The 21029-nt window shown below is 59.5% G+C and carries 21 protein-coding genes; 13 read left to right on the top strand and 8 right to left on the bottom strand.

Annotation, left to right across the window (positions count from 1 at the left end):
* Positions 1–51 precede the first annotated feature (51 nt).
* Entirely contained in the window at positions 52–792 is a 741-nt protein-coding gene (locus IPK79_07245; protein MBK8190233.1) for a peptidoglycan-binding protein, read from the top strand.
* Positions 793–864: 72 nt separating this feature from the next.
* Here IPK79_07245 and IPK79_07240 read toward each other — a convergent pair whose 3' ends face one another.
* The gene (locus IPK79_07240; GenBank protein MBK8190232.1) at positions 865–2421 is read right to left on the bottom strand and encodes a hypothetical protein; all 1557 of its coding nucleotides are present in this window, start codon (positions 2419–2421) and stop codon (positions 865–867) included.
* 495 nt (positions 2422–2916) lie between these two features.
* Between IPK79_07240 and IPK79_07235 the strand changes: the two genes are divergently transcribed.
* Both IPK79_07235 and IPK79_07230 read left to right on the top strand, forming a co-directional pair.
* Positions 2917–3414, top strand: coding sequence for a hypothetical protein (locus IPK79_07235; protein MBK8190231.1), 498 nt, complete (start codon positions 2917–2919; stop codon positions 3412–3414).
* Positions 3415–3419: 5 nt separating this feature from the next.
* On the top strand, positions 3420–4109 hold the full coding sequence (locus IPK79_07230; GenBank protein ID MBK8190230.1) for a UbiX family flavin prenyltransferase: 690 nt from the start codon (positions 3420–3422) through the stop codon (positions 4107–4109).
* Between the two features lie 35 nt (positions 4110–4144).
* Here IPK79_07230 and IPK79_07225 read toward each other — a convergent pair whose 3' ends face one another.
* Entirely contained in the window at positions 4145–4978 is an 834-nt protein-coding gene (locus IPK79_07225; GenBank protein MBK8190229.1) for a hypothetical protein, read from the bottom strand.
* 393 nt (positions 4979–5371) lie between these two features.
* Here IPK79_07225 and IPK79_07220 point away from each other — a divergent pair, with 393 nt between their 5' ends.
* The gene (locus IPK79_07220) at positions 5372–5521 is read left to right on the top strand and encodes a lmo0937 family membrane protein (GenBank protein MBK8190228.1); all 150 of its coding nucleotides are present in this window, start codon (positions 5372–5374) and stop codon (positions 5519–5521) included.
* Positions 5522–5599: 78 nt separating this feature from the next.
* Here the strand turns inward: IPK79_07220 and IPK79_07215 are convergent, their stop codons facing one another.
* Positions 5600–6559: a hypothetical protein gene (locus IPK79_07215; GenBank protein ID MBK8190227.1), complete on the bottom strand. Its 960-nt coding sequence runs from the start codon at positions 6557–6559 to the stop codon at positions 5600–5602.
* Positions 6560–6666: 107 nt separating this feature from the next.
* Between IPK79_07215 and der the strand changes: the two genes are divergently transcribed.
* The 5 genes from der (at position 6667) to IPK79_07190 (ending at position 11181) form a co-directional block, all read left to right on the top strand.
* The gene (gene der / locus IPK79_07210; protein MBK8190226.1) at positions 6667–8037 is read left to right on the top strand and encodes a ribosome biogenesis GTPase Der; all 1371 of its coding nucleotides are present in this window, start codon (positions 6667–6669) and stop codon (positions 8035–8037) included.
* A 79-nt stretch (positions 8038–8116) separates the two neighbouring features.
* Complete coding sequence (plsY, locus tag IPK79_07205) at positions 8117–8749, top strand: glycerol-3-phosphate 1-O-acyltransferase PlsY (protein MBK8190225.1); 633 nt, start codon at positions 8117–8119, stop codon at positions 8747–8749.
* The gene (locus tag IPK79_07200; GenBank protein MBK8190224.1) at positions 8746–9753 is read left to right on the top strand and encodes an NAD(P)-dependent glycerol-3-phosphate dehydrogenase; all 1008 of its coding nucleotides are present in this window, start codon (positions 8746–8748) and stop codon (positions 9751–9753) included. Before plsY ends, IPK79_07200 begins: the two co-directional genes overlap by 4 nt.
* Before the next feature lie 415 nt (positions 9754–10168).
* Entirely contained in the window at positions 10169–10477 is a 309-nt protein-coding gene (locus tag IPK79_07195; GenBank protein MBK8190223.1) for a hypothetical protein, read from the top strand.
* The gene (locus tag IPK79_07190) at positions 10474–11181 is read left to right on the top strand and encodes a nucleotidyl transferase AbiEii/AbiGii toxin family protein (protein MBK8190222.1); all 708 of its coding nucleotides are present in this window, start codon (positions 10474–10476) and stop codon (positions 11179–11181) included. The genes IPK79_07195 and IPK79_07190 overlap by 4 nt, the downstream gene beginning before the upstream one ends.
* On the opposite strand, the gene IPK79_07185 is transcribed toward IPK79_07190, so the two are convergent.
* Positions 11178–11501, bottom strand: coding sequence for a hypothetical protein (locus tag IPK79_07185; protein MBK8190221.1), 324 nt, complete (start codon positions 11499–11501; stop codon positions 11178–11180). The two genes, IPK79_07190 and IPK79_07185, sit on opposite strands and share 4 nt — an antisense overlap.
* Positions 11502–11820: 319 nt before the next feature.
* On the opposite strand from IPK79_07185, the gene IPK79_07180 reads away from it, so the two are divergent.
* Positions 11821–12873 (top strand): tetratricopeptide repeat protein, encoded by a 1053-nt coding sequence (locus tag IPK79_07180; protein MBK8190220.1) that lies wholly within the window; start codon positions 11821–11823, stop codon positions 12871–12873.
* A 353-nt stretch (positions 12874–13226) separates the two neighbouring features.
* Positions 13227–13364, top strand: coding sequence for a hypothetical protein (locus tag IPK79_07175; protein ID MBK8190219.1), 138 nt, complete (start codon positions 13227–13229; stop codon positions 13362–13364).
* On the opposite strand, the gene IPK79_07170 is transcribed toward IPK79_07175, so the two are convergent.
* The gene (locus IPK79_07170; GenBank protein ID MBK8190218.1) at positions 13354–14322 is read right to left on the bottom strand and encodes a hypothetical protein; all 969 of its coding nucleotides are present in this window, start codon (positions 14320–14322) and stop codon (positions 13354–13356) included. The genes IPK79_07175 and IPK79_07170 overlap by 11 nt on opposite strands.
* Before the next feature lie 327 nt (positions 14323–14649).
* A complete protein-coding gene (mgtA, locus tag IPK79_07165; GenBank protein ID MBK8190217.1) occupies positions 14650–17328 on the bottom strand; it encodes a magnesium-translocating P-type ATPase in 2679 nt (892 codons plus the stop codon).
* A gap of 484 nt (positions 17329–17812) precedes the next feature.
* Here mgtA and IPK79_07160 point away from each other — a divergent pair, with 484 nt between their 5' ends.
* Both IPK79_07160 and IPK79_07155 read left to right on the top strand, forming a co-directional pair.
* Complete coding sequence (locus tag IPK79_07160) at positions 17813–18304, top strand: hypothetical protein (protein ID MBK8190216.1); 492 nt, start codon at positions 17813–17815, stop codon at positions 18302–18304.
* Positions 18297–18533, top strand: coding sequence for a flagellar FlbD family protein (locus tag IPK79_07155; protein ID MBK8190215.1), 237 nt, complete (start codon positions 18297–18299; stop codon positions 18531–18533). Before IPK79_07160 ends, IPK79_07155 begins: the two co-directional genes overlap by 8 nt.
* Here IPK79_07155 and IPK79_07150 read toward each other — a convergent pair.
* Together IPK79_07150 and IPK79_07145 are read right to left on the bottom strand one after the other, a co-directional pair.
* The gene (locus IPK79_07150; GenBank protein ID MBK8190214.1) at positions 18428–19921 is read right to left on the bottom strand and encodes a glycosyltransferase family 39 protein; all 1494 of its coding nucleotides are present in this window, start codon (positions 19919–19921) and stop codon (positions 18428–18430) included. The two genes, IPK79_07155 and IPK79_07150, sit on opposite strands and share 106 nt — an antisense overlap.
* 35 nt (positions 19922–19956) lie before the next feature.
* Positions 19957–20961, bottom strand: coding sequence for a class I SAM-dependent methyltransferase (locus tag IPK79_07145; GenBank protein MBK8190213.1), 1005 nt, complete (start codon positions 20959–20961; stop codon positions 19957–19959).
* Positions 20962–21029 lie beyond the last annotated feature (68 nt).

Below are 21029 nucleotides of genomic sequence, written 5' to 3'. Positions count from 1 at the left end.
GACGGGCACTTTGGCCCAAATACCCAGGGCGCCGTCGCAGCGTTTCAACAAATGCGCGGTCTGCCGCCCACTGGTGAGATTGACGCGCGCACGCTGGCAGCCTTGGGCTTTGAAGTTGATCAAGCCGCCAGTGACGCCGCCGCCAACAATTCTGGATTTTCCTCCCCTGGAGCCTTGTCCAGAGAGTCACTCGGGGCCGTCACAGGTCCTTGGCGCGGCATTGCGCAGGCGATGTTCCCGGATGCGCCACGCGGCAATATCGATGCGCATCTACCCGCTGTGCTCCAGGCGCTGGCCGAGGCCGGACTGACCCAGACCACGATGACGCTGGCGGCGTTGGCCACCATTCGCGCCGAAAGCGCCGGATTTGCGCCTATTGGCGAATATCAGTCATCCTACAATACCGATCCGGGCGGACGACCTTACGGCCGCTACGATTTTCGGCGTGATCTGGGCAACGGCGCCGTGGGCGACGGCGCGCGCTATCGCGGACGCGGATTTATCCAGCTGACCGGGCGCAGCAACTATGAAACCTATTCACAGCGCCTCGGCCTGGGCGATGCGCTGACGCAAAACCCGGATCTGGCCAATGATCCGCTAATCGCCGCGCGCATTCTCGCCGCATTTTTAGCGGACAAGGCCGCGACGATTCAAAAGGCGCTCGCTCAGGGCGATTTCGCCACAGCGCGTAAAGCCGTTAATGGCGGCGTCCATGGGCTGGCGCAATTCACCCAGGCGTTTCAGCAGGGAGCGCAAGTCTGCCAGGCCAACGGCGCGCCGATATTCGTCTAAACGCAAGCATCCATACAAAAAGCCCCGTTTCTTCAGAGACGGGGCTTTCTCAATAGTGGGAAAACGCCTCGCTTATGGGCGCAGATTTTTCTGAATACGGCGAGCTTTTTCGCCTTCGCCGTTCTTTTCCATCAAGTCGGCAACGTTCTTGAGAAATTCCAGCACCTGCGTATTTTCAGGAATCGTCTCGCTGCCCATGTTGCGGGCGTTTGGCCTCGTCTGAAGCTGCGGCGGACGACCGGCCATGGCCTGCGGGCGGACGCCGGGTCGCGCATTCGAGCGCGCTTCAGGCGCTGGCGGGGCCTTCACGTTATCGCGACGCGCATTCGGGTTCAACGCCGCAGACGAGGCTGCAGGCTTCCTCAGCGGCGGCGCCACTGGATTTTGATTGCGCGAAGCGGCGGCGGGTTTTCCGGCGGCGGGGCCTCCTTGCTGCCGTTTGTACTGATGAATCGCTTGACGGCCGGGAGGCGGAGCCACGCGCGAGGTCGTAGCGCTTGCCTGCACTTGCGAATCCAAACCCGGGCGGGTATCAGGACGATTATCGAAGCGCGCCTCCGGGCGACTGAAGTCGGAGGCAGGGGGCATGGCGGCGGGTTGTGACGCAGAGGCGCGTGGCCGCATACCGCTCAGGCCAATAGGCATCTCCTGCGCCGCGCGCGATTCGGGTCGAGTGGCCCAGGCATTGGCTTTTTTAGGGTGGCGATTAGGAGAGAACAACGACGGACGCCCCGGATCGCGTTGCGGATCGTCTTGCCCGCTCGCATCGTCGTCGTCGGATGAGACGTCGCGACGCGCACGCCGATCGCGCGGGGCTTCCGCCACAGGCAAGGCGTTGTTAAGGATTTTTTGACGAATAAACAGCGCAAAGCCAGCCAGCAAGCCAAGGATAATGATGCCTTTAATGAGAATCGGCGTCCATTCGCCGCTGGCCACGCCGCGCGCCCAGGAGGCGGGATCGCCCCAGCCAGCAATCGGATCAGCCGCCTGAGGCATCGCCGCTGGCGCAGGCTCAGCCGTTTGAAAAGGCGCATTCACCGCAGCCGTTTCCATGGCGGCGGACGGTTGCGCTGGCGTCTGAGTCATCGGGGTATCGAGAGACAATAACGTTTGCGCTTCCTGAGAGGACGCATTGGCGGCGATCACGGCAGACGAAGCTGGAATCGTTGAGACAGACGCCGCTTGCGTCAGCGGCTGAACGGGCGCAGCCATTGACGCGCGTTCGGGTGGATCGCTGAGAAATCGGGTCTGGGCCTTACCCAGATTCGCGCCACGAATAATCACGCGCAAGCGTTGGGCGCTTTGCGGCTGAAAAATCACATTGCTGACGTTGCGCGCGCGCGAAAAATCGGTCTGCACCGGGTCATTGGCGTTCACGCCGTCGATTTCCACAATAATCTTATCGTCCGATTCCTGGATCGTCCTCGTCGGCAGCATCGCGCCGGAATGAATATCAATCCCCGTAACGCCGACGCCGCTGGTAAACGCGATGCGTCGCAGCCCGGTCGTCTCGCCATGCGCCGACAAAGCCCCCGTCACCACGAGAACTGCCGCCAGAAACGTCAGCGCGCGATGCGCCGTGCGGGTTTGAACGCTTCCCCATTGCCGCTGAATCATTATCACGCCCATCACCATCATCACGCCTCTTGCCTTACGAGTTAGCCCATCACCCCGGGGCGGCTACATCAAAAGACGCCCTTGTCCCCGTATTCCAAGAATAGAGCGCTTTGCGGAGGCATTCATCAATCATTCGCAGGAGACCCATGGGTCTATTCCACCCCAACGCCTTTCACCGCCTGAAAATCAGACCCAGACGCCTCCCCTGGACCCCGCCACGGAATCCCGCATTCGCAGGAGTTACGGCCCTTACGATCCGTCGCCTGAAGGACAAAACGCGTCGATGCTCATTACAAAATCGTTACATACCAGCCCCCAAAATCATTTCTCGCCGCCGGTCTCCACCCCCATGTCCATCTTTCGGAGGAGGGCGCGACGCGATTGCGTCCCTAAAAGATTGATTCAAAGATTAATTCGAAGATTGATCATGAGATGAGCGACGCGCCCGCGCAAAGGCGCTATACTCCCCAATAGATGGCGTTGTTGGCAAGCCGGGGAATTTTTATCATGATGAAATCAACGGAATTCACCACGATAAACGCTCATGGGTTTCGCAACCTGTGGCTGGCCGCCTGCCTGAGCGTGGGCGTGGGCCTGGCGCTCTGTGGAACCTCCTCCGCCAACAGCCCGGCGTTTCTGAGCCTTGCGTCTTCGTCTCAACAAGGCGCCGCTTCCGCACAGGCCGCCCTGATAAACATGACCAGCCCGCTAACGCCGCCCCCGCCTGAACCGGCCGGGGTATTTCCCGTTCAGGCGTCAAACGCCGCCCCCCCCAACGACGGCTCGGTGACGCAAGGGATTCTGAATGAGGCAGGCCTCTCGTATGCAGCGGCGCACGCGCAACTCGGTTCGAAGCAAGCCGCACAACGGCGCGCACAAGCATTTTTACGCGCAGCCGGCGTCAATGCCGCCACGGCGCGCCTGCTTCAAATGGATATCGCGCGTGGACGCTATCAGGCGCTTTCCGGCGTTGTGAGCGCTCTTGAATCGATTAAGCCCGAGTAGGCTTGATGGCTGACGCGCTTGCTTCTGAGGAACTCCCAGCCGCCTCGCCGCATCCGGTGGTGGTGGGCGTCACCGGGGCCTCCGGCAGCATCCTGGGGTTTCGTCTGGTACGCGAGCTTCTGGCGGCTGGCTGCGCAGTCGAATTGATTTTGAGCGAAAAATCCCGTCAGGTAATCGCGGACGAGCTGGCATTCCGCCTCAGCGGCAAAGAAGCCGAGAAGATTCAGCGCATTGCGGACTTCCTCAAACTGAGCGCGCCACAAGCCGCCCGCTTACGTTTGTATGAGAACCATCGCCTGGATGCGCCTGCTGCCAGCGGTACGCATCGCACGCGCGGCATGGCCATCGCGCCCTGTTCGATGGGGACGCTGGGGCGAATTGCGGCAGGCATCGGCGACAACCTCATTGCGCGCGCCGCCGACGTCACGCTCAAGGAGCGCCGCCCCCTGATTCTATTGCCGCGCGAAAGCCCCCTGAATCTAATTCACCTGCGCAATATGACGACCCTCTGCGAGGCGGGCGCCGTGGTGGTTCCGCCAATGCTATCGTTTTACCTGCCCGAATTCCACTCGCTGGAAGGCCAGATTCGCGCCGTGGTCGGCAAAGCGCTGGATCTTCTGGGCATAGGGCACGCCTTGCACACGCGATGGGGCGAAGCGAGCAGCAGCGGCGCGCCCGATCTCCCCTTCTCCTAGGTCAGGTTCCTGAGGCAGCTTCCAGACGCGCTTACTTACGTCTGGGGGGAAGGATCACCGTCCAGATAAAATGCGCATAACTCTTTGTAGGCGCGATCGTAGCCCTTGCGAGCGTCGGCGCTCACGCCGGGCAACGATATCTGTACCTCATACATGGGCTTTACCACCCGTTGGAGATAGCGTTCTATCAAATGCGGATTGTCTTCGTTCAGCAACTGCAAGGCGCGCCGACGCGCATACAGCCCAACATTGCCCGACGGCGCCTGTGGTGAGACAGTAATCGCCTCTGGCGCTTCGGCGACGGGATCATAGGCTTCTTTTTCGGCAATAGCGCGCAAGGCGTCGCTCACGCCCTGCATGACGCGCTCTCGAAAAGGCGGCCCTTGCGAACTCAGATCCCCCGACGCCGTTTCGAGCCGCGGCGCAAGCTCATCGGCGATAATAGCAGTCAAATCGTCTTTTTGCAGCAGTACAGGGGGGTGATAACTATTCAACAACGGCACGTGGAGCTTCTGCGCCGCCGCCAGCACACGCGATTCCCGCTCCATACGCGCCAGCGTCTCATCCACATGACGCATGCGGACGTTAAAGCGATCATTCCACGAGGACATGGAGTGCTCCACCCCGCCGCCAAACTGACTGGACAGCGCTGCAAAACCGTTTTTTACAAAACGCAGCAGGGTTTGCGCCAGGCGAATTACCGGCTGAACCACCGCCCGCTGGAACCACCCGGCTTCAACCGGCTCAGGCGGCGAGCACGCCTTACGGGCAGATGTTGTGCGCGCGGTAGTTGTCTCCGGCTCAGCATCGTTATGACCAAAGCGCGCCACACGGACAATACCGGAAGGCGGGACCATCAAAAGCGTCATCAACCCAATCTCCTTGAAAGAAGCGAGAGTCTAAAAGAAGCTATAGAGAGCAAAACGCAGGACGCCCCGCAATTGCCTCCCCTCGCGAGACAGAACCATCGAGGAGCAGGCGTTCTGGCCCCAAGATAAGGCCCTCAGGCTCATCGTCAGATGTGTCACAAAACCGTAATAAGCGTCCTCACAGCTCATACGCCCGTAATGCGTGATTTCTGAGCCCTTTGAGATAGACGAAAGCCATCAAAAAGACTTCTCTTTCTGTACAAGCCGCCAGCAGGATGGTACCATCTCTATTCTTATTAAAATCGACCACTGTCCAGTTAGCATCCGATTACTGACATCTTATTTAATTCCCACTTATAAATCGTCCAAATTTGAAACAGGAGGAGATGCGTTATGTTGTGGACCATTGCTGTTGTACTACTGATTTTATGGCTGTTGGGGATGGTGTCGTCGTACACCCTCGGCGGCCTGGTGCACCTCTTGCTGGTGGTCGCCGTCGTCGTGGTGCTGATCCGCGTTATTCAAGGCCGCCGACCCGTCTAAGCGTCCAGCCGCCCTTAACCTGAAACGCTCCCGTTCACGCTGACCGGGGGCGTTTTTAATAGAGAATAAAAGACGCCTTTACGGCAGCGCGGAGGCTTCTGAGCGATCGCTCGCCGCACAGACGCGCGTACGGGCGGCATGCAAGGCTTGGGCCAGCGATTCGGCGCGAAATGGATCCACAGCAGGCGCTTGCCGTTCTGCGCACGCAAGACCGCTTACGGGGATCGGTTCAGACGCGCCCTGTTTTTGCAGCCCTTCGCGCGCCAAAACCAGTCCGTCCACGCTGGCCAACAATCGGGCGGCGACGTCTGGCTCACGCTGACAATCGCCCATTTGCGGCTCGTTGAGCGTCAGCCATAAGGCGGGGGCGAATCCGGCTTCAGAAAGCGTCTGGCGCAAAGCGTCGATATCTTCTGGGGCGCACTCCAGATCTTGTAAGAGCAGCGCATCGGCCAGTCCAGCGCGGGCAGTGGCCAGCGCGGCCTGCTCCAGATAAGCGCGCGGAGCCCGCCAGGGAGCCATGCGTTGCGCCGTGGGGACGACATGATTCATGGTCACGTCGGCGACAATGGCGATGGATTCCGCCCCGAGCAGTCGCTGGCGATACTCGCGCAGGGCATGCAGAGCGCCGGCGCTCATGCCGCTTTCGGTAATGCGGGCGCCAATCAGCACCGGGGCGCAGATAAAGGCGGCGTCAACAGTTAGAGCGATAGCCAAGGCGCTGAGCGGATCGTTAGGCAGCGCGCGGATGCCCAGCGGGCAGCCGGTGAGTTGACGCAGCCGCTCGGCAATGCGCGTCATGGCCGAAACGGCAGCAGGATCCAGGCGTTCGGCGCGATCGCGCGTTACGCCATAGGCATCTTGGGCGTTTTCCAGCAGCAGGGCGTCGACGCCCGCGCTGGCCAAAGCAAGCGCCTCCTGTTCGGCGCGGGTGATCAGGCGACCCAGATTGCCATCCCAACCGCCAGCGCCCGGCAGGCGGTCGAGCGACACCACGCCAACCGCCGGCTTGGGTTTGGAAAGGATTTGGGCTACCATAGCGCTACATTCTACGCCAGTCGTTCTGCGCGACAAAGCGTCGACTCGTTTTGAGAGCCCGCTCCTTACGTCCAGATTGTCCAGACGCCCCAACTGCTGAGCCTTGCATGACCGCCTCTGACCGCATTAAACCCCTTGTCGCCATTGTCGGGCGGCCCAATGTCGGCAAATCCACCCTGATTAACCGCCTGGTCGGCGCGCGCAAAGCCATCGTCGACGACCAGCCAGGCGTCACGCGCGATCGCGCTTATTTTGACGTGGACTGGACCGGGCGCGACTTCACCGTCATCGACACCGGCGGATTCACCGACGCAAGGCCCGACGAGCCATTCGCCGAACGCATCAACGAACAGGCAGCTATTGCGCAAGCCGAAGCCGACGTCATCGTCTTGCTGCTGGACGGCCGCAGCGGGATGACGCCCATCGATCAAGCCATCGCCAACGACTTGCGTCGCCTCAAAAAACCGGTAATTGCCGCCGTCAACAAAATCGACGCCCCGCAACAAGCTGGCGACATCGCAGAGTTTTACGCGCTGGGCCTCGGCGATCCCATTGCCGTTTCGGCCTTGCACGGTTTTGGCGGCGTCGGCGACTTACTCGACGCTATTTGCGCCGCACTGCCCGACGCCTCGCCCGACACCGAGGGAGAGGCAAGCGACACGACGATTCGCATGGCCATCGTGGGCCGACCCAACGTCGGGAAATCTTCGTTGCTCAATGCCCTTAGTGGACAAGAGCGCGCGATTGTCAGCGAAGTCTCGGGCACCACGCGCGATGCAGTGGAAGCGTCGTTTACCCGTACGCGCGCCGACGGCGCCCAGACCCGCTTTGTGGCGGTGGACACCGCCGGGATCCGCAAAAAATCCAAGGTGCCTTATGGCATTGAGATGTTTTCTGTTGACCGGGCCATTCGCGCCATCCGCGAAGCCGATGTGACCGCGCTGATTCTGGATGCCGAAACCGGCGTGACGGATCAGGACAAGCGCCTGGTGGAAACCAGCAACAAGGCAGGTCGTCCGCTGGTGATTGTCGTCAATAAATGGGATTGCGTCAGCAATAAAAAGCCCAACAGCCACGAAACCTACCGCAAGGAACTGCTCTCCTACCTGCCCCACGGAGATTTCGCCCTGATGATTTTCGTCAGCGCCAAAACCGGCCAGCGCATCGAACGAATTCTGGACGCGGTGGAAACGGCTTACGCCAACGCGCGCCGCCGCATTCGCACCCACCTGGTGAATCAGGTAATCGCCGAAGCCGTCAGCCTGCATCCGCCGCCGGTGATTAAAAATCGCGGCCTTAATATCCTGTACGCCACGCAGGGAGAAGTAGACCCGCCGACGTTTATTCTGTTCGCCAATGATGCTAAACTCATGAAGGACGATTACCGGCGCTACTTGGAAAAAAAGCTACGAGAGAGTTTCGATTTTACGGGCTCGCCGGTCCGTCTGGCTGTTCGCACGCGGGAAAGCCGGCGCTAACGGGCCGAGTCTTCATCCGCGACTTACTTTCCAAGACGCCGCCTTTAATTTTCTGTTTGATGGAGCCCCATCGTTTCCGATGCCTGCCGTTGCGCCCGCCTCCTCGTCGCTTATTTCCGCCGCCTGGCTGCTCCCCGCGCTGGCGGTTGGCTTGGCCTACGTCATCGGCTCGTTTCCGACAGGTTATTTAATCGTCAAATGGCGCACTGGCGAAGATATCCGCCGTCATGGCAGCGGCGGCACCGGCGCGACCAACGTCCGTCGGCTGGCCGGATCGAGCTGGGCGCGCGTGGCGCTGGTGATCGACCTTCTGAAAGGTCTGTTGCCGACGCTGGCGGCGCAGGCCCTGTTTCCGACTCAATACTGGCTGCATGCGCTCGTCGCCTTCGCCGTGATCGTGGGGCATAGCCGCTCTCTTTTTCTCAATTTTACCGGCGGTAAGTCCGCCGCCAGCGGCCTGGGCACCTTGGCGGCGCTCGATTGGCGCGCCGCGCTGATTGCCGCCGCGCTGGCCTACGGCGTGACCCGCCTGACGCGAACCGTCTCGATCGGCTCGCTCGCCGCCGCCGTCGCCGCCCCGCTGATGATGATTGCCTTTGGCGCGCCGCAGCCCTATAGTTTATATGCGCTGGCTTCTAGCCTGTATGTCGGCTGGAAGCACCGGCAAAACATCCGCCGATTGCTGCAAGGAACGGAGAACAAGCTGGATTGAGCACCATTGCGTATCTGGGCGCAGGAAGCTGGGGACTGACGCTGGCATGGCTTGGCGTGCAATGCCCCGAACGGCGCGTACGGCTCTGGGATCGCGATCCGGTCAAAATCGCGCGCTTTTGTGAGAATCGCACGATTCAATTTCCTATTGAAGTCACCCTGCCCCCGGAAGTCTCGCTGACGTCATCGCTGGAAGAAGCCGCCGCAGGGGCTGACGTGATTGTGTTTGCCGTCACCAGCGCTGGCACGCGCGAGGTCGCTCAAGCCTTGGCGCGAACCGGCGTGGTCTCTGAGCAAACCATTCTGGTCAATGCTTCTAAAGGCATCGAATACCCCAGCTTGACCCGCTTAAGCGCCGTCATGCAGGAAATTTTTCCCAAGAACCCGTTGGCAGCGCTTTCCGGTCCGACGCTCGCCCCGGAAATACTCAAGGGCCTGCCGACCGCTGGCGTCATCGCATCGGATTCCTCCGCTGTCGCCGAGCGGCTGCAAGCCCTGTTGGCAACGGATCGCTTTCGCCTCTACACTAATACCGATGTCGTTGGCGTTGAGCTAGGCGGGGCACTGAAAAACATCTTCGCCATCGTCAGCGGCTATATGGACGCGCGGCATTTGGGCGACAATGCGCGCGCGACGCTTATCACGCGAGGGCTTGCGGAAATTACGCGATTCAGCCTGGCGCTGGGAGCAGACGTGCAGACGTTATACGGGCTCAGCGGGCTGGGCGATCTACTCGCCACCTGCTACAGCCCCTTAAGTCGAAACTATCAGGTCGGCTACCGACTGGCGCAGGGTCAGACGCTGGAGCATATTCTGGCACAGATGAAGGTCGTGGCCGAAGGCGTTCAGACCACGCAAGCCGTGAGCCTCCTGTCCGACAATCTGGGCATTGAGATGCCTGTGGTCAAGCAGGTCGAGCAGGCGCTCAGCGGCGCGTTATCCGAGCGCGAGATGATCCATACGCTGATGAGCCGCCGCCCCAAGGCGGAACACACCCGCTGTTAAGCGGACGGCACTGGCGTCGGATTGGCTTGGGGGGAATCTGTCGTTTTGCAATTACGTCCTTGCGTTCGATCCCATCCCAATTGGGTCGATGCGAGGTTTTTCCCATCGAACGAGACGGCGGCGGTCAATTCGCCCTCACGATTGAATCCAACGCCCCAGCCATCGGCCTAACGCTCGGGAAAGGATTCCCAATCGTTCTGTTGATACGGCTTCAAACCATCCGCGGAAGACATCAGACGTGTGGTTTGTAGAAGCGACAAGCGAAACTGAGGGTTATCTATTAGCCTTCATATAGGAACCGCTCCTCTCGACGCTTTCTCCGTCCTTCGGCGCAAATAACACACAAAATATAAACAAACAATTTTTCATGATTGTCCTTCAGAAATTAAAAATCTCAATCACCTATAATTAAACGATGCCCTCCCCACCCCCATCTCTTCCGCCCGTTCTCACGCCGTTGGTGCGGCGTTACGTCTGGTGGAAAACGCCTGAAGAGGCGCTGATGCATCCGGGCCATGCGCTGGCGCATATCATGAATCTGGCGACGCTGGAGGATATGCTGTTACTGGAAGCAAGCGTCGATCCGCAGCAATTAAGAAACGCGCTCACCCAGGCCGAAGCAGGCTGGTTTTCTGATAAATCGTGGCATTTCTGGCACTATCGCTTGCGCCTGATCCCTTCTTGCGAGCTACCCCCGCCCGCCCCCACCCGGAGATACTCATGAGCGCCCCCATATTTGATCCCTGTCTAGAGATTCTGCCGCAGGCGCAGCAGGAAGCGCTGGGCGTTTTAAAGTCGGTTGCCCGTCACGGATTCGTCCTCTACGACGGAACAGCGATTGCGCTTCAACTGGGCCATCGCGAATCCGTCGATTTTGACTTCTTTACCCACTCGCATTTCACCGCCGACGCCTTACAGGCAACGTTTCCGTTTTTGGCGGACGCGGCTGTTTTACAGCAAGCGCCCGATACGTTGAGCGCGCTGCTAACCATGCCCTCAGGCGAAGTACAAACGTCTTTTTTGGGCGGCCTTTCATTTGGCCGCGTGGGCGTCCCGCAATGGACGCGGGACGGCGCGTTGCTAGTAGCCTCGCCACACGATTTACTGGGATTAAAACTGGCTGTCATCCTCAAACGCGTCGAAGTCAAAGATTATCGCGACATCGCCGCGCTGCTGCGAGCCGGCTTCAAGTTAGATGAGGGCTTGGCGGCCGCGCGACTCTTCTACCCGCAATTTCCCCTCACCGAGGCGCTTCGCGCGTTGACGTATTTTGAAGGCGGTGATTTATCCGCGCTATCGGCCTGCGACCGCACAACGCTGATAGAAGCGACCCAATCGACCGGCCCCCTTCCCCTTATCTGTCTCCGTAGCAATACGCTGACAGACACGCCGCCCCCATGTGTGAGCGCTCCTGAACAACCGCGCTAGGGCGATTCCCCTTCCATCCAGATATCATTCGGGTTCAGCGCGTCGTAGAGGGGATGATCCTCCGTCATCTGGCGGCAGGCGAAAGCGTCGAACCAGTAGCGCTTGGGGCTTAGACCCTGAGGCTGTACGACGCCCGCCATGCGCAGGGTGCGCAGAAGCTTCTTGGTTTTCTCCAGCCGTAAGTTAAACTGCCGCGCCAGCGACGCCGCAGTGGGCAACTCACCCGTTAGCACGCCTGCGGCCCCCTCTTCACAAGAGGCGACGCGGATCGCCTCGACGATCAATCGTAACAGAACCGGATCAGGCAACATCTTGTGCATGGATATACCGCCGACGCGCCCAACCCGCAAGCCACCTCGCCCCACCAACGCGTCCACCCCCGCGAAGAGAGCCGCCGCAGGAGAATTTATTTATTTTTGTAAAACTTTTGACCAGCATCGATAAGGCACTATACAAAGTGAAGCAACTATTGTTATTATAATAATATAAGATATGAATGTCACCCCTTTGATTTTATTCTAGCCGATCGACGCTTCTCGCAGATCCCCGAGGCCCTTGGTAACGCTTCCACCCATACCGCCCATGCCCTGTTTACGCTTGCGCACGTGCGCATCTGGTTTATGGCTCGCCCTACTCGCGTTGGGACTCGTTTGTACGGCGACCCTGGCCCCGCCAGCCTTTAGCCTGCGAGCGCCTTCGACGATTCACGCGCCGCTTTACTCAGCGCAACAGCCGTTTTTAGACACAGCACAAGCCGATTTACTGCGCGCAAGCGCTCTGGCGCAAGACGATCGCTGCGATCAGGCCCTCCCTTTACTGCGCCAAGCGGTTGACAAAAGCCCCGACCAGGTGATGAGCGTCTATCCCATGGCTTTATGCCTCTTTGAGGCGGCGATGAACGAAGGTGACGCCCTCAAGCGCCGACACGTCCTCTTGCAGGCGGAAGACGCCTTTTTACGGGCGCAAACGCTTAATCCGCAAGCGACGCTGACGTATATGAAGCTAGGAAAGATTGCCCTGCTGCGCGGCGACGCCCGGCAAGCCATCCGCTACTACAAGCTGGGACTCGCGGTGATGCCTGCCAACGCCGTCCTGCTCTTTAATCTGGCCAGCGTCTACGATGACGTCGGAGACAGTGCGCAGGCCTTGGCGCTGTACGAAAAGACGCTGGCCGTCGATTCGCGGTTTTTATACGCCTACAACAATCTGGGCCTGCTGTATGACGCGCGGGGCGATTCGGCGCGCGCGCAAAGCCTCTATCGCAGCGCCTTACGTGTGAATCCCAGCTATAACTATGCCCGACTCAATCTGGCCAAATCGCTGGCCCGCGCCAATCGCCTGCCGCAGGCCGAGCGGCAACTCACGCGCGCTGTGGCCGTCGAGCCTGACAATCCGTGGGCGTATCTTTATCTGGGAGACGTGTATTTACGCAGAAACGCGCCAGAAAAAGCCGCGCGGGCCTACGAAGCCTCCATTCGTCTGAATCCGCGCTTTGCGCCGCCTTATTACCTGCTTGCCATCGCGTATGGCAAAGCCCGCCGTTACGACGAGGCGTTGCAAGCCGCCCTGGGCTATCTGCGGCTCGACCCGAGCGGCGATCATGCGCGCGAAGCCATTGCGCTGATGGCCGCGCTACGTCTGGTGCAAATCGAAACCGCCCGACGAGACGCCGAGCCCGCCTCGCTGCGCTAACCTGCGCTAGCCTGCGCTTGTCAGCCCAGCGATATAGTCACCTCCACATGTGGATAACCACATCCGTATCATTCCGGCCATTGGCGTGGGCTTTCGTGTTACCGCCTGCAATGTGATTGACAGGCTGAATCTGGCTGTGAAACGAGATGGCCAGCCAGCTTGTATTCAGGGTGGACAATGGCCCTGAATTTATTTCCAGGAAGCGTGGAGCTCTGGACCTTGCAACTGGATATCTCTCGACCCGGAAAACCTACGGACAATGCCATCATTAGAGAGCTTTAACAGATTGGTTCTTGTCTTCGAAGGATACTCCGGAGAAAATTGAAATATGGCGACAGGGCACTCTTATTCCTGTGGCCGAAACGTTTCTGGGCATTGCCCCCCAGTTGGTTGCCCTGAATACCGAATACGCAGGCGGCGCCCTTTTTTACGCCATTCTCAGCAGTATTCTGGCCAGCCAACTGGGTCCGATGAAGGCCATTAACGCGTGATCAAGCCCGTCGGGCTCGCTGCACCATTTGTTTGAGCCCCCCTAAGCGAGGCCGTTAGAGGCGACACGTGCACGGCCCGTTGCTGAAGCTGGGCGGCCCACTGAAGCAGTTGTTGAAGCTGCCCCCCGGCACTTTCCGCCGCCGAAGCCTTACCGGTGATTCGCGAGAGCGCCTGGGTAAGCGCACTGAGCGCCCCGGCCCGTTTGAGGAGCTTCAGGGCCGCAGCAATCTGCCCTGCGCCCTGAGCGGGCGAGGCGCTGGCACTGGCAAGATACCCGCTGGCCTGCTGAAGCAACTGGCCAAGCGCCTGTGCCATCTTCGAGGAAGCGCTGCCGACCAATTCAGACTTCTTCTGTTTGGACAAGCCCCCTGGCAAAGCATCCCCCGCCCCGGCGAGCGCCTCTGGCAAGGGGGATTGAGGTGTTCCCAAGGGCTTCAGCGGCTCGTTGTTTCGCAGCGCCGTCAACAACAGCGCACCTTGATTGACTTTGGATCGAAGGGGCTGGTCTTTTGTCAGCAGGGCGCGCAACTCATCAACACTTAACTGCACATCCGGCGACACGATGCTTTGAATCAGATTCAGGACCTTGGTCTGCATCCCACGAAACCGACCGATTTGCTCCTGTTGGTGGGAAGTTAGCTTGCGCCCAGCATTATCGTTCACCAGCGAGGCAATAATGTACTCAATATCATCAAACGCGCCCATCAGGATGCCGACCTGGGTTTCAGGCGAGGCGCTCGCATATTGAGCCGTGTTGATCTTCTCGCCAATATGGGCGTCCAAGGCCGTCGACACGATGTCATACTGTTGCTCGACGTTTTTTAACGGCAGCAACTGAAGCGCCGACAGCAGATTTGACGGTTCCGACGGCGGCCCCTCGCTGCGCGGACTCCGTGCCTCGCCCCACCCAGCGGACGACTGCGGGATGTAAGGGCAGGACAAGGGCGAGACAAGCACTGTCAATCTCCAGAATGTTGCTCGGGATGAATATTTGTTTTAAAATAAAAACATATTTTTTGCAGGAATTGCGGCTACTCCCCCGACAGGAAGCAGCCCGTGTCCCGGCTTTCGCGCCAAGATACCCGCCCATAACGACACCGGCCCCTTGCTGCAAACGCAGAGCCTCACCAAAAGCTAACCTGAGCCCAGAAACCAGGACCGTTAAGGGCTAAGGCTAAGCATTTCTGAAGCCGGGCGCTTGCGGGCTCTGGAAGCCGAGAACGCTCTGACTGAGCCCCCGCGCACTTACCGCCGCATTGAAAAAAATCCTGACATCAACACGCTCTAGTTATAGCCAAAGCGACGGGCGAACCAGCGCTTTACCGCCTGAGTCAGCAGGCAGTAGGCCAACAGAATGCCCAGCAGCCACAGAAAATACACCGGCGGCAGCGCCGTCATACCCAAATACGGCGCCAGCGGCGAAAACGGAATCCACAAGCCCACGCCCATAATCAGGGCCGTCATAAGCAGCAGCGGCGGCGCGGCCCAGCTTTTAACAAACGGCAGCGACTTGGTGCGGATCATATGAATAATTAGCGTCTGCGAAAGCAAGCCTTCCACAAACCACCCGGTTTGAAATAGCGACTGATGCGCAATCGTATTGGCCCCCAACGCAAACCACATCACCGCAAAGGTTGCGTAATCAAAAATCGAGCTCACTGGCCCGAAGAATGTCATAAAGCGCGCAATATTGCCCAGCTCCCACTTGCGCGGCCGCGCCAGATACTCCTCATCCACCGAATCAAACGGCAGCGCCGTCTGCGAAAAATCGTACAACAGATTCTGAATCAGAATGTGCAACGGCAACATCGGCAAAAAGGGCAGCATAAAACTCGCCCCCACCACGCTAACCATGTTGCCAAAATTAGAGCTGGTCGCCATGCGAATGTATTTCAGAATATTGCCAAAGACGCGGCGCCCTTCCAGCACGCCTTCTTCCAGCACCTGAAGACTCTTTTCAAGCAGCACGATATCCGCGGATTCCTTGGCGATATCCACGGCGTCATCGACAGAAATACCCACGTCGGCGGCGCGCATCGCAGGCGCATCGTTAATCCCGTCGCCAAGAAACCCCACCACATGACCGCGCGCGCGCAGGGCGCGAATCACCCGCTCTTTATGCGCAGGCGTCAGCTTGGCAAAGACGCTGGCCTGCTCTGCCACCCGCGCCAGCGCCTCTTCGTCCATCGCCTCGATTTCCGGGCCCAGCACCACGCGATCGACCGGTAAATCCACATCGCGGCAGACTTTACGCGTCACCCGCTCGTTATCGCCGGTGAGAATCTTCACCTGCACCCCGTACTGACGCAACGCAGCCAGCGCGGGCGGCGCCGTTTCCTTGGGCGGATCCAGAAACGACACGTATCCCAGCAGAATCAGCCCGGATTCGTCAGCGGAGGCATATTGTACGCGCTCCGGCGGAAATTCGCGATACGCGATCGCCAGCACCCGAAACCCGTCTTCGTTCAGGTCTTCGGCAACTTCGCGCAGCCGCGCCAGATGCGATTCATCAATGGGCAATAAATGCCCCTCGCCGTCTTCGACGCGATCGCATACTTTAAAGATCTCTTCGACCGCCCCTTTACAGATCAACAGGTGCGCATGCTGATCGCGCTCGACAATCACCGACATGCGCCGCCGCTCAAAATCAAAGGGAATCTCGTCAACCTTGGCGTAGCGCAGCATCACCTTGAACTCGCCCGACAGCTCGTCAGCATGGCGCAAAACGGCTTCATCAAGCAGGTTCTTCAGGCCCGTTTGATAAAAGCTGTTCAGGTAAGCGTAGCGCAACGTCTTGGCGTGCTCTTCGCCGTAGATATCCATGTGCTTTTCCAGAATGATTTTATTCTGGGTCAGTGTGCCGGTCTTATCCGTGCACAGGATATCCATCGCCCCGAAGTCCTGAATCGAGTGCAGGCGCTTGACGATCACCTTCTTGCGCGACATCGCCAGCGCTCCGCGCGCCAGATTCGTCGAGACGATCATCGGCAACATGCCCGGCGTCAGGCCAATGGCGACCGACAGGGCGAACATAAACGCCTGAAGCCAGTCGCCCTTGTCGATACCGTTAACGAGGAAAATCACGCCGACCATCACCAGCATAAAGCGCATCAGCATCACGCTCAGCGACGTGATGCCCTGGTCAAAGGCCGTTTTGGCCCGACGCTTGGAGAGTTCTTTGCCAATCGAGCCAAAATACGTGCGCGAGCCCGTGGTCAGCGCCACGGCGATGGCGGCCCCGCTCACCACGTTGGAGCCCATAAAGCACAGGTTTTTCATGTCAAACGGCGAGGTTGCCGTCGCGCTCACCAGATGCGCCTCTTTTTCGACCGGCAGGGATTCGCCCGTCAGCGAGGCCTCGGTCACCAGCAAATCCTTGGAAGACGCCAGTCGCACGTCCGCCGGAATCATATCGCCCGCCGACAGTTGCAGGATGTCGCCGGGCACAATCTCATCAATGGGAATCTCGCGCTTGCGCGAGGCGCCGTCAACGTCTTCGAGGCGATAGGCCGTCGCTGTGGTCGTGACCATCTCCTGCAGCGCCTCAATGGCCCGGTCCGAGCGCAGCTCCTGAAAGAAGCCGATACACACGCTAATGAGCACCATGGCCGCGACAATGACGCCAGCCGTGGCATCGCTGAAAAACGAGAGAGCGCTGACGCTGATCAGCAGCAGATTAATCGGCGTCGACGCATGGCGCAGCAGGCACGTCAGCCACGATTCGTCCTTCTCGGGCGTGACGACATTGGGGCCAACCTCGCGCAGGCGCTCTTCGGCGATTTCGTCGGTCAGGCCTTCGAGCGTTGCGCCCAGCGCGGCGAGAACCTCGGCAATAGGCATTTTGCCGAACTCTAGCAAACGCTTGCTCGTTTCGCGATCCTGCGCGGCGCGATGGTAGCTGAGTTGCGCCTTATATTTACCCGGGTGATCCAGGATTTTTCGGATGCGCGCAACCAGCGCCATGGCAGGCTCCCGTCCGGCGGACGTATGCGATGTAGGGGCATTCTAGCGCAGCCTTCCGCCCGGCGCTATGCACGCCACAGATGACAAATCCGTGATATTCCGTTACAGTGGGAAGGCGTGCGCGCAGTTTCGATCCCCGCCCCGCGTTATTTCGAGGAATCGCCCTCGTTTCCCGCCGCCTCGTATTGGATTGTCCGTTGCGCTCTCTGGCGCGCCATTGCGGACGATATCACGCGATTTTATTGGAAGTGAGCCCGTTTTGTCCGACGCTAAGATCATACCTTTTCCTGGAGCGTACATCCAACGCCCTCTACCAACCGGGTCGGCCCCAGCCCTGCCGACAACGCCTCCCATGACGCCTTCTAAGGCTAGCGCGCCTGAGACGGCGGGCCTTTTCGGAACTGATCCGACTTTCGTTCTCCTCCCCCCCGGAGATAATAGGGCAACACTGGCCCCGCATCTGTCGCCTCAGCGCGACGCCCGCGTGGCACTGACCACCTTCTTCGGCCCTCGTCCTTGCTGGCGAGGGAGTCATCCATCAAACCCGCCGACCATGGCTTCTTTTTTAGCGACCGCCGGACCTGCAAAATCGCTCAATGGCATCGCTCATATCTTATTGGGCTTGCTGGACTCCCCAGATGGAAGTCTTCCTCAGCAGGTAAATCCTGTCAAAACACGCTTGTGGCAAGCTCTATGCCTGACTGTCTCCCGATTCCTAAAGCTTGACGACCCCGATTATCCCGGTGCGCCACGCACCGTGGATCTCTCCCAGATTTACGACCATGTCCTGCTTTCTCCCATCGAACCTATTGCCAGAGGCCTACGCGCCATCAAAAGCAATGATACGCCGTTTCCTATTATTGCCCTGCATCAGCCGCATTTTGAGCCCCTCCCGATCGACCAGAGCGCTGAGCAGGCCGCGCGCCAGAGACATCAGGAGCTGCTCGGCGGCAAAGGAGTATTTATTGATGCTTGAAATGACGCGGCTCAATCGCACGACGTTCTACCTCAACCCGGATCTGATCATCAGCGTTGAGGCGATGCCCGATACGGTCGTAACGCTCACCACGGGCGAAAAATTCATTGTGCAGGAAACGCCTCAGGAAATTACCGCCCGCTTTATCGCCTTTAAGCGTGCCATCACCCAAGGAGCGTGGACAGCGACGCCCGAAACCGCCAGCATTAGCGCAAAAGGCATGATTTGAAAGCCGTAACGCTCGCTGGCCACCGCCGTCAGGTAGTGAAATGCCAGCCACGCGGCTAAAAACCCCAGCATTAGCGCGCCGCCTTCAGCAAACGAGCGTCGTTGCGACTCGCGAGCAGAGGCGTCTTCAGGGGCGTCAGAAAAATCCTGCGCCACAACTGAGGCGCGTCTGGGCAGGGCGGCCCCCAAAACCGCCGCCAGACCCAACGGCGACAGGCACAGCAAAATTTGCCAGTACACGTTAAACGCCACGGCCAGGGTCTTAATAAGGCGCGGCGACCAGCTTGCCATCCGCGCAGAGCCTTTCTGGCTCCAACGCAAGCCGGTTTGCGCCGTCCAGAGGATATTCTTCATCCGCGTCATACCAAAGGCCAGGTATTTAAACGGATCACGCCGGATGACCGCCAAGGATTCATCGCCGATGACGGCATACGCCTTGACCAGATCCGCCGTCGTCCCGCCCTCATAATACGGTTTGACGCGCGGATAGAACGCCATGTCTTTGGGATGAGTGTAGCGACCGCCGCGATCGTACTGAATAGCCGACGACAGCCACAGCTCAACGCCCCAGAATAGTTTCGCCTGCCCGCCAATAAGATATTGATGAAACACCCAGGACGATAACAACAGCCCGGCAACGCCAAGCGTAACCGCCGCTTGCTTCAGCGCCTGAGCGCGCACGGCGGGGCGAAAGGCCGCCATCGCCAGCGGCGTCAAAATCAGCAGGAGCAGACAACTCGATCGCAGCAGAATCATGCCATAGAACAATACGCCCAGCGCCAGCCAGAAGGGCTGGCTGCACGCCGCGCGGCGCGAGTAGGCCAGAGCCCACAGGGCCAGTAACATAGCGGCGACCGTAGGGGTTTCCGTCGCCATCAGCGCCGTATACGTGACGAACTGCGGAAAGATCGCCGAAAGCGTCAGCGCAACGCAGGCCGCGCGAGCCCCCAGCCACTCGCGCATCAGCGCATAGAGCGTGATAAGCATCGCGGCCGCAGCCAGCAGATTCAGAACCCAACCCGCCCAGAGTGACGGGCTCGCCAACAGCCCCCATACCTGAATAAAGCCGCTATACAGAACCGCGATCGCCGGATGACGGCTCAGCTCTTCGTAAACGAGATGGCCCTGAGCAAACGCGTTGGCATACTGCCAATACACGGCGAAATCGCTGAGCGGCGCAGGCTGGGTGGCAACCATCCAGTAAAGCCGCAGGCCCATCCCCAACACCAGGGGCAGCAGCAGTCCGGGGCCGATGGCTTTTTGCCGAACAAGATCGCGCAGTAGCAGGCTAAAAAACCACACAAATGCGCCAAAGGCCAGCCAGACAAAGACCTGCGTCAGAGCAATCGTACGAAACGGCTCTGTCCAAGCAAATGACGAAACCGGCATAGCCCTAATCCTCTTGCTCTGTTAAGAAAGCGCCTCTAACGCCTGGTCCCCAGATACAGCAGCACGGCGGCGGCGCGCGCGGCGTCCGGGTGATGCCGCAGGGCGAAATCCAGCAGTTTGAGCGGCGCAAACACCGGCAGAAACGCCATAGCCAGTAGCTGATACAGCCGTTGTGACCCAAACGACAGGGCCATGGCGAAAGTTTCAACCAGAATCCCGGTCAGCGCCGAAGCCGGGCCGCCCGAGACGATCAGATCGTCCATCGCAAAGCCCTGCATACGGTATTCCAGCCCGCGGTGCGTCCAGCGCGAAAAATCGTTGGGCGCCGCATGGAAGCCAAACAGAAAAGGAACCATGAGATAGACCTTGCCGCCGGGCTTCAACACGCGGCGCATCTCGTTAATCACCCGGGTTGGCTCGACGACGTGCTCCAAGAGGCTTTCGCAGGTTACGGCGTCAAAAGACGCATCACGAAACGGCAGGTGATGCGCATCGCCCACCACGTCCAGATGCCCATAGGGCTCATAATCCAGATGCGTCACATTGCCGCGCAGGCGTAGCACGCCCGCCCCCACGCTGAGCACCCGCGCGCCTTGCGGCAATGAATCGACAAATTGCTGAGAGGACGGTCCGCACAGCAACGAGGGGCCAATCGCCAGCACCAGAAAACGATACAGCCGAGGATAGCGGCGCAAGGCCTGCTTCACGCGATTCTGGAAACGTTCGGTCGTGTCCAGCGTCTCCACGGCGGCGGGCGCGTTGAGGCGAAAATCGGGTTTGCCGACGCGCAGGGGGTAATTTAAATGACAGTCGACACAGGTATAACTCGCATTCGATTCCTGAAACACAGGCCCTTGGCAGAAAGGGCACTGATACGTCTGCGACAGGACGGCGCCGGCAGGGGTTTTTCCGTTCTTGCCGATAAGCGGCTCGGGCCGCACGCGAGCCAGCAGGGCAGAAGCCGCAGACGCGCGCGCCCAAGCGGCAAGAGGCGGCTGTGCCTCCTGAGAAGAATCAGGCGCACTGGGATTTTCCGGCATGGTTTCGGCTTCCCGCGCGACCGCGTTTTCAGGTCTGATATTGTCTGGCCTCATATTTTCGGGCCGGA

It is taken from the genome of Vampirovibrionales bacterium (assembly GCA_016712355.1).
In the GTDB taxonomy this organism is placed as follows: domain Bacteria; phylum Cyanobacteriota; class Vampirovibrionia; order Vampirovibrionales; family Vampirovibrionaceae; genus JADJRF01.
Note: the sequence above shows the minus strand (reverse complement) of the source record. Positions and strands in the feature narration are given on the sequence as shown.

Coding starts and splice junctions, on each gene's coding strand:
- IPK79_07245 (MBK8190233.1), top strand. CDS start 52: ATGCGCGGTCTGCCGCCCACTGGTGAGATTGACGCGCGCACGCTGGCA.
- IPK79_07240 (MBK8190232.1), bottom strand. CDS start 2,421: ATGGGCGTGATAATGATTCAGCGGCAATGGGGAAGCGTTCAAACCCGC.
- IPK79_07235 (MBK8190231.1), top strand. CDS start 2,917: ATGATGAAATCAACGGAATTCACCACGATAAACGCTCATGGGTTTCGC.
- IPK79_07230 (MBK8190230.1), top strand. CDS start 3,420: ATGGCTGACGCGCTTGCTTCTGAGGAACTCCCAGCCGCCTCGCCGCAT.
- IPK79_07225 (MBK8190229.1), bottom strand. CDS start 4,978: ATGACGCTTTTGATGGTCCCGCCTTCCGGTATTGTCCGTGTGGCGCGC.
- IPK79_07220 (MBK8190228.1), top strand. CDS start 5,372: ATGTTGTGGACCATTGCTGTTGTACTACTGATTTTATGGCTGTTGGGG.
- IPK79_07215 (MBK8190227.1), bottom strand. CDS start 6,559: ATGGTAGCCCAAATCCTTTCCAAACCCAAGCCGGCGGTTGGCGTGGTG.
- der (MBK8190226.1), top strand. CDS start 6,667: ATGACCGCCTCTGACCGCATTAAACCCCTTGTCGCCATTGTCGGGCGG.
- plsY (MBK8190225.1), top strand. CDS start 8,117: ATGCCTGCCGTTGCGCCCGCCTCCTCGTCGCTTATTTCCGCCGCCTGG.
- IPK79_07195 (MBK8190223.1), top strand. CDS start 10,169: ATGCCCTCCCCACCCCCATCTCTTCCGCCCGTTCTCACGCCGTTGGTG.
- IPK79_07190 (MBK8190222.1), top strand. CDS start 10,474: ATGAGCGCCCCCATATTTGATCCCTGTCTAGAGATTCTGCCGCAGGCG.
- IPK79_07185 (MBK8190221.1), bottom strand. CDS start 11,501: ATGCACAAGATGTTGCCTGATCCGGTTCTGTTACGATTGATCGTCGAG.
- mgtA (MBK8190217.1), bottom strand. CDS start 17,328: ATGGCGCTGGTTGCGCGCATCCGAAAAATCCTGGATCACCCGGGTAAA.
- IPK79_07155 (MBK8190215.1), top strand. CDS start 18,297: ATGCTTGAAATGACGCGGCTCAATCGCACGACGTTCTACCTCAACCCG.
- IPK79_07150 (MBK8190214.1), bottom strand. CDS start 19,921: ATGCCGGTTTCGTCATTTGCTTGGACAGAGCCGTTTCGTACGATTGCT.
- IPK79_07145 (MBK8190213.1), bottom strand. CDS start 20,961: ATGCCGGAAAATCCCAGTGCGCCTGATTCTTCTCAGGAGGCACAGCCG.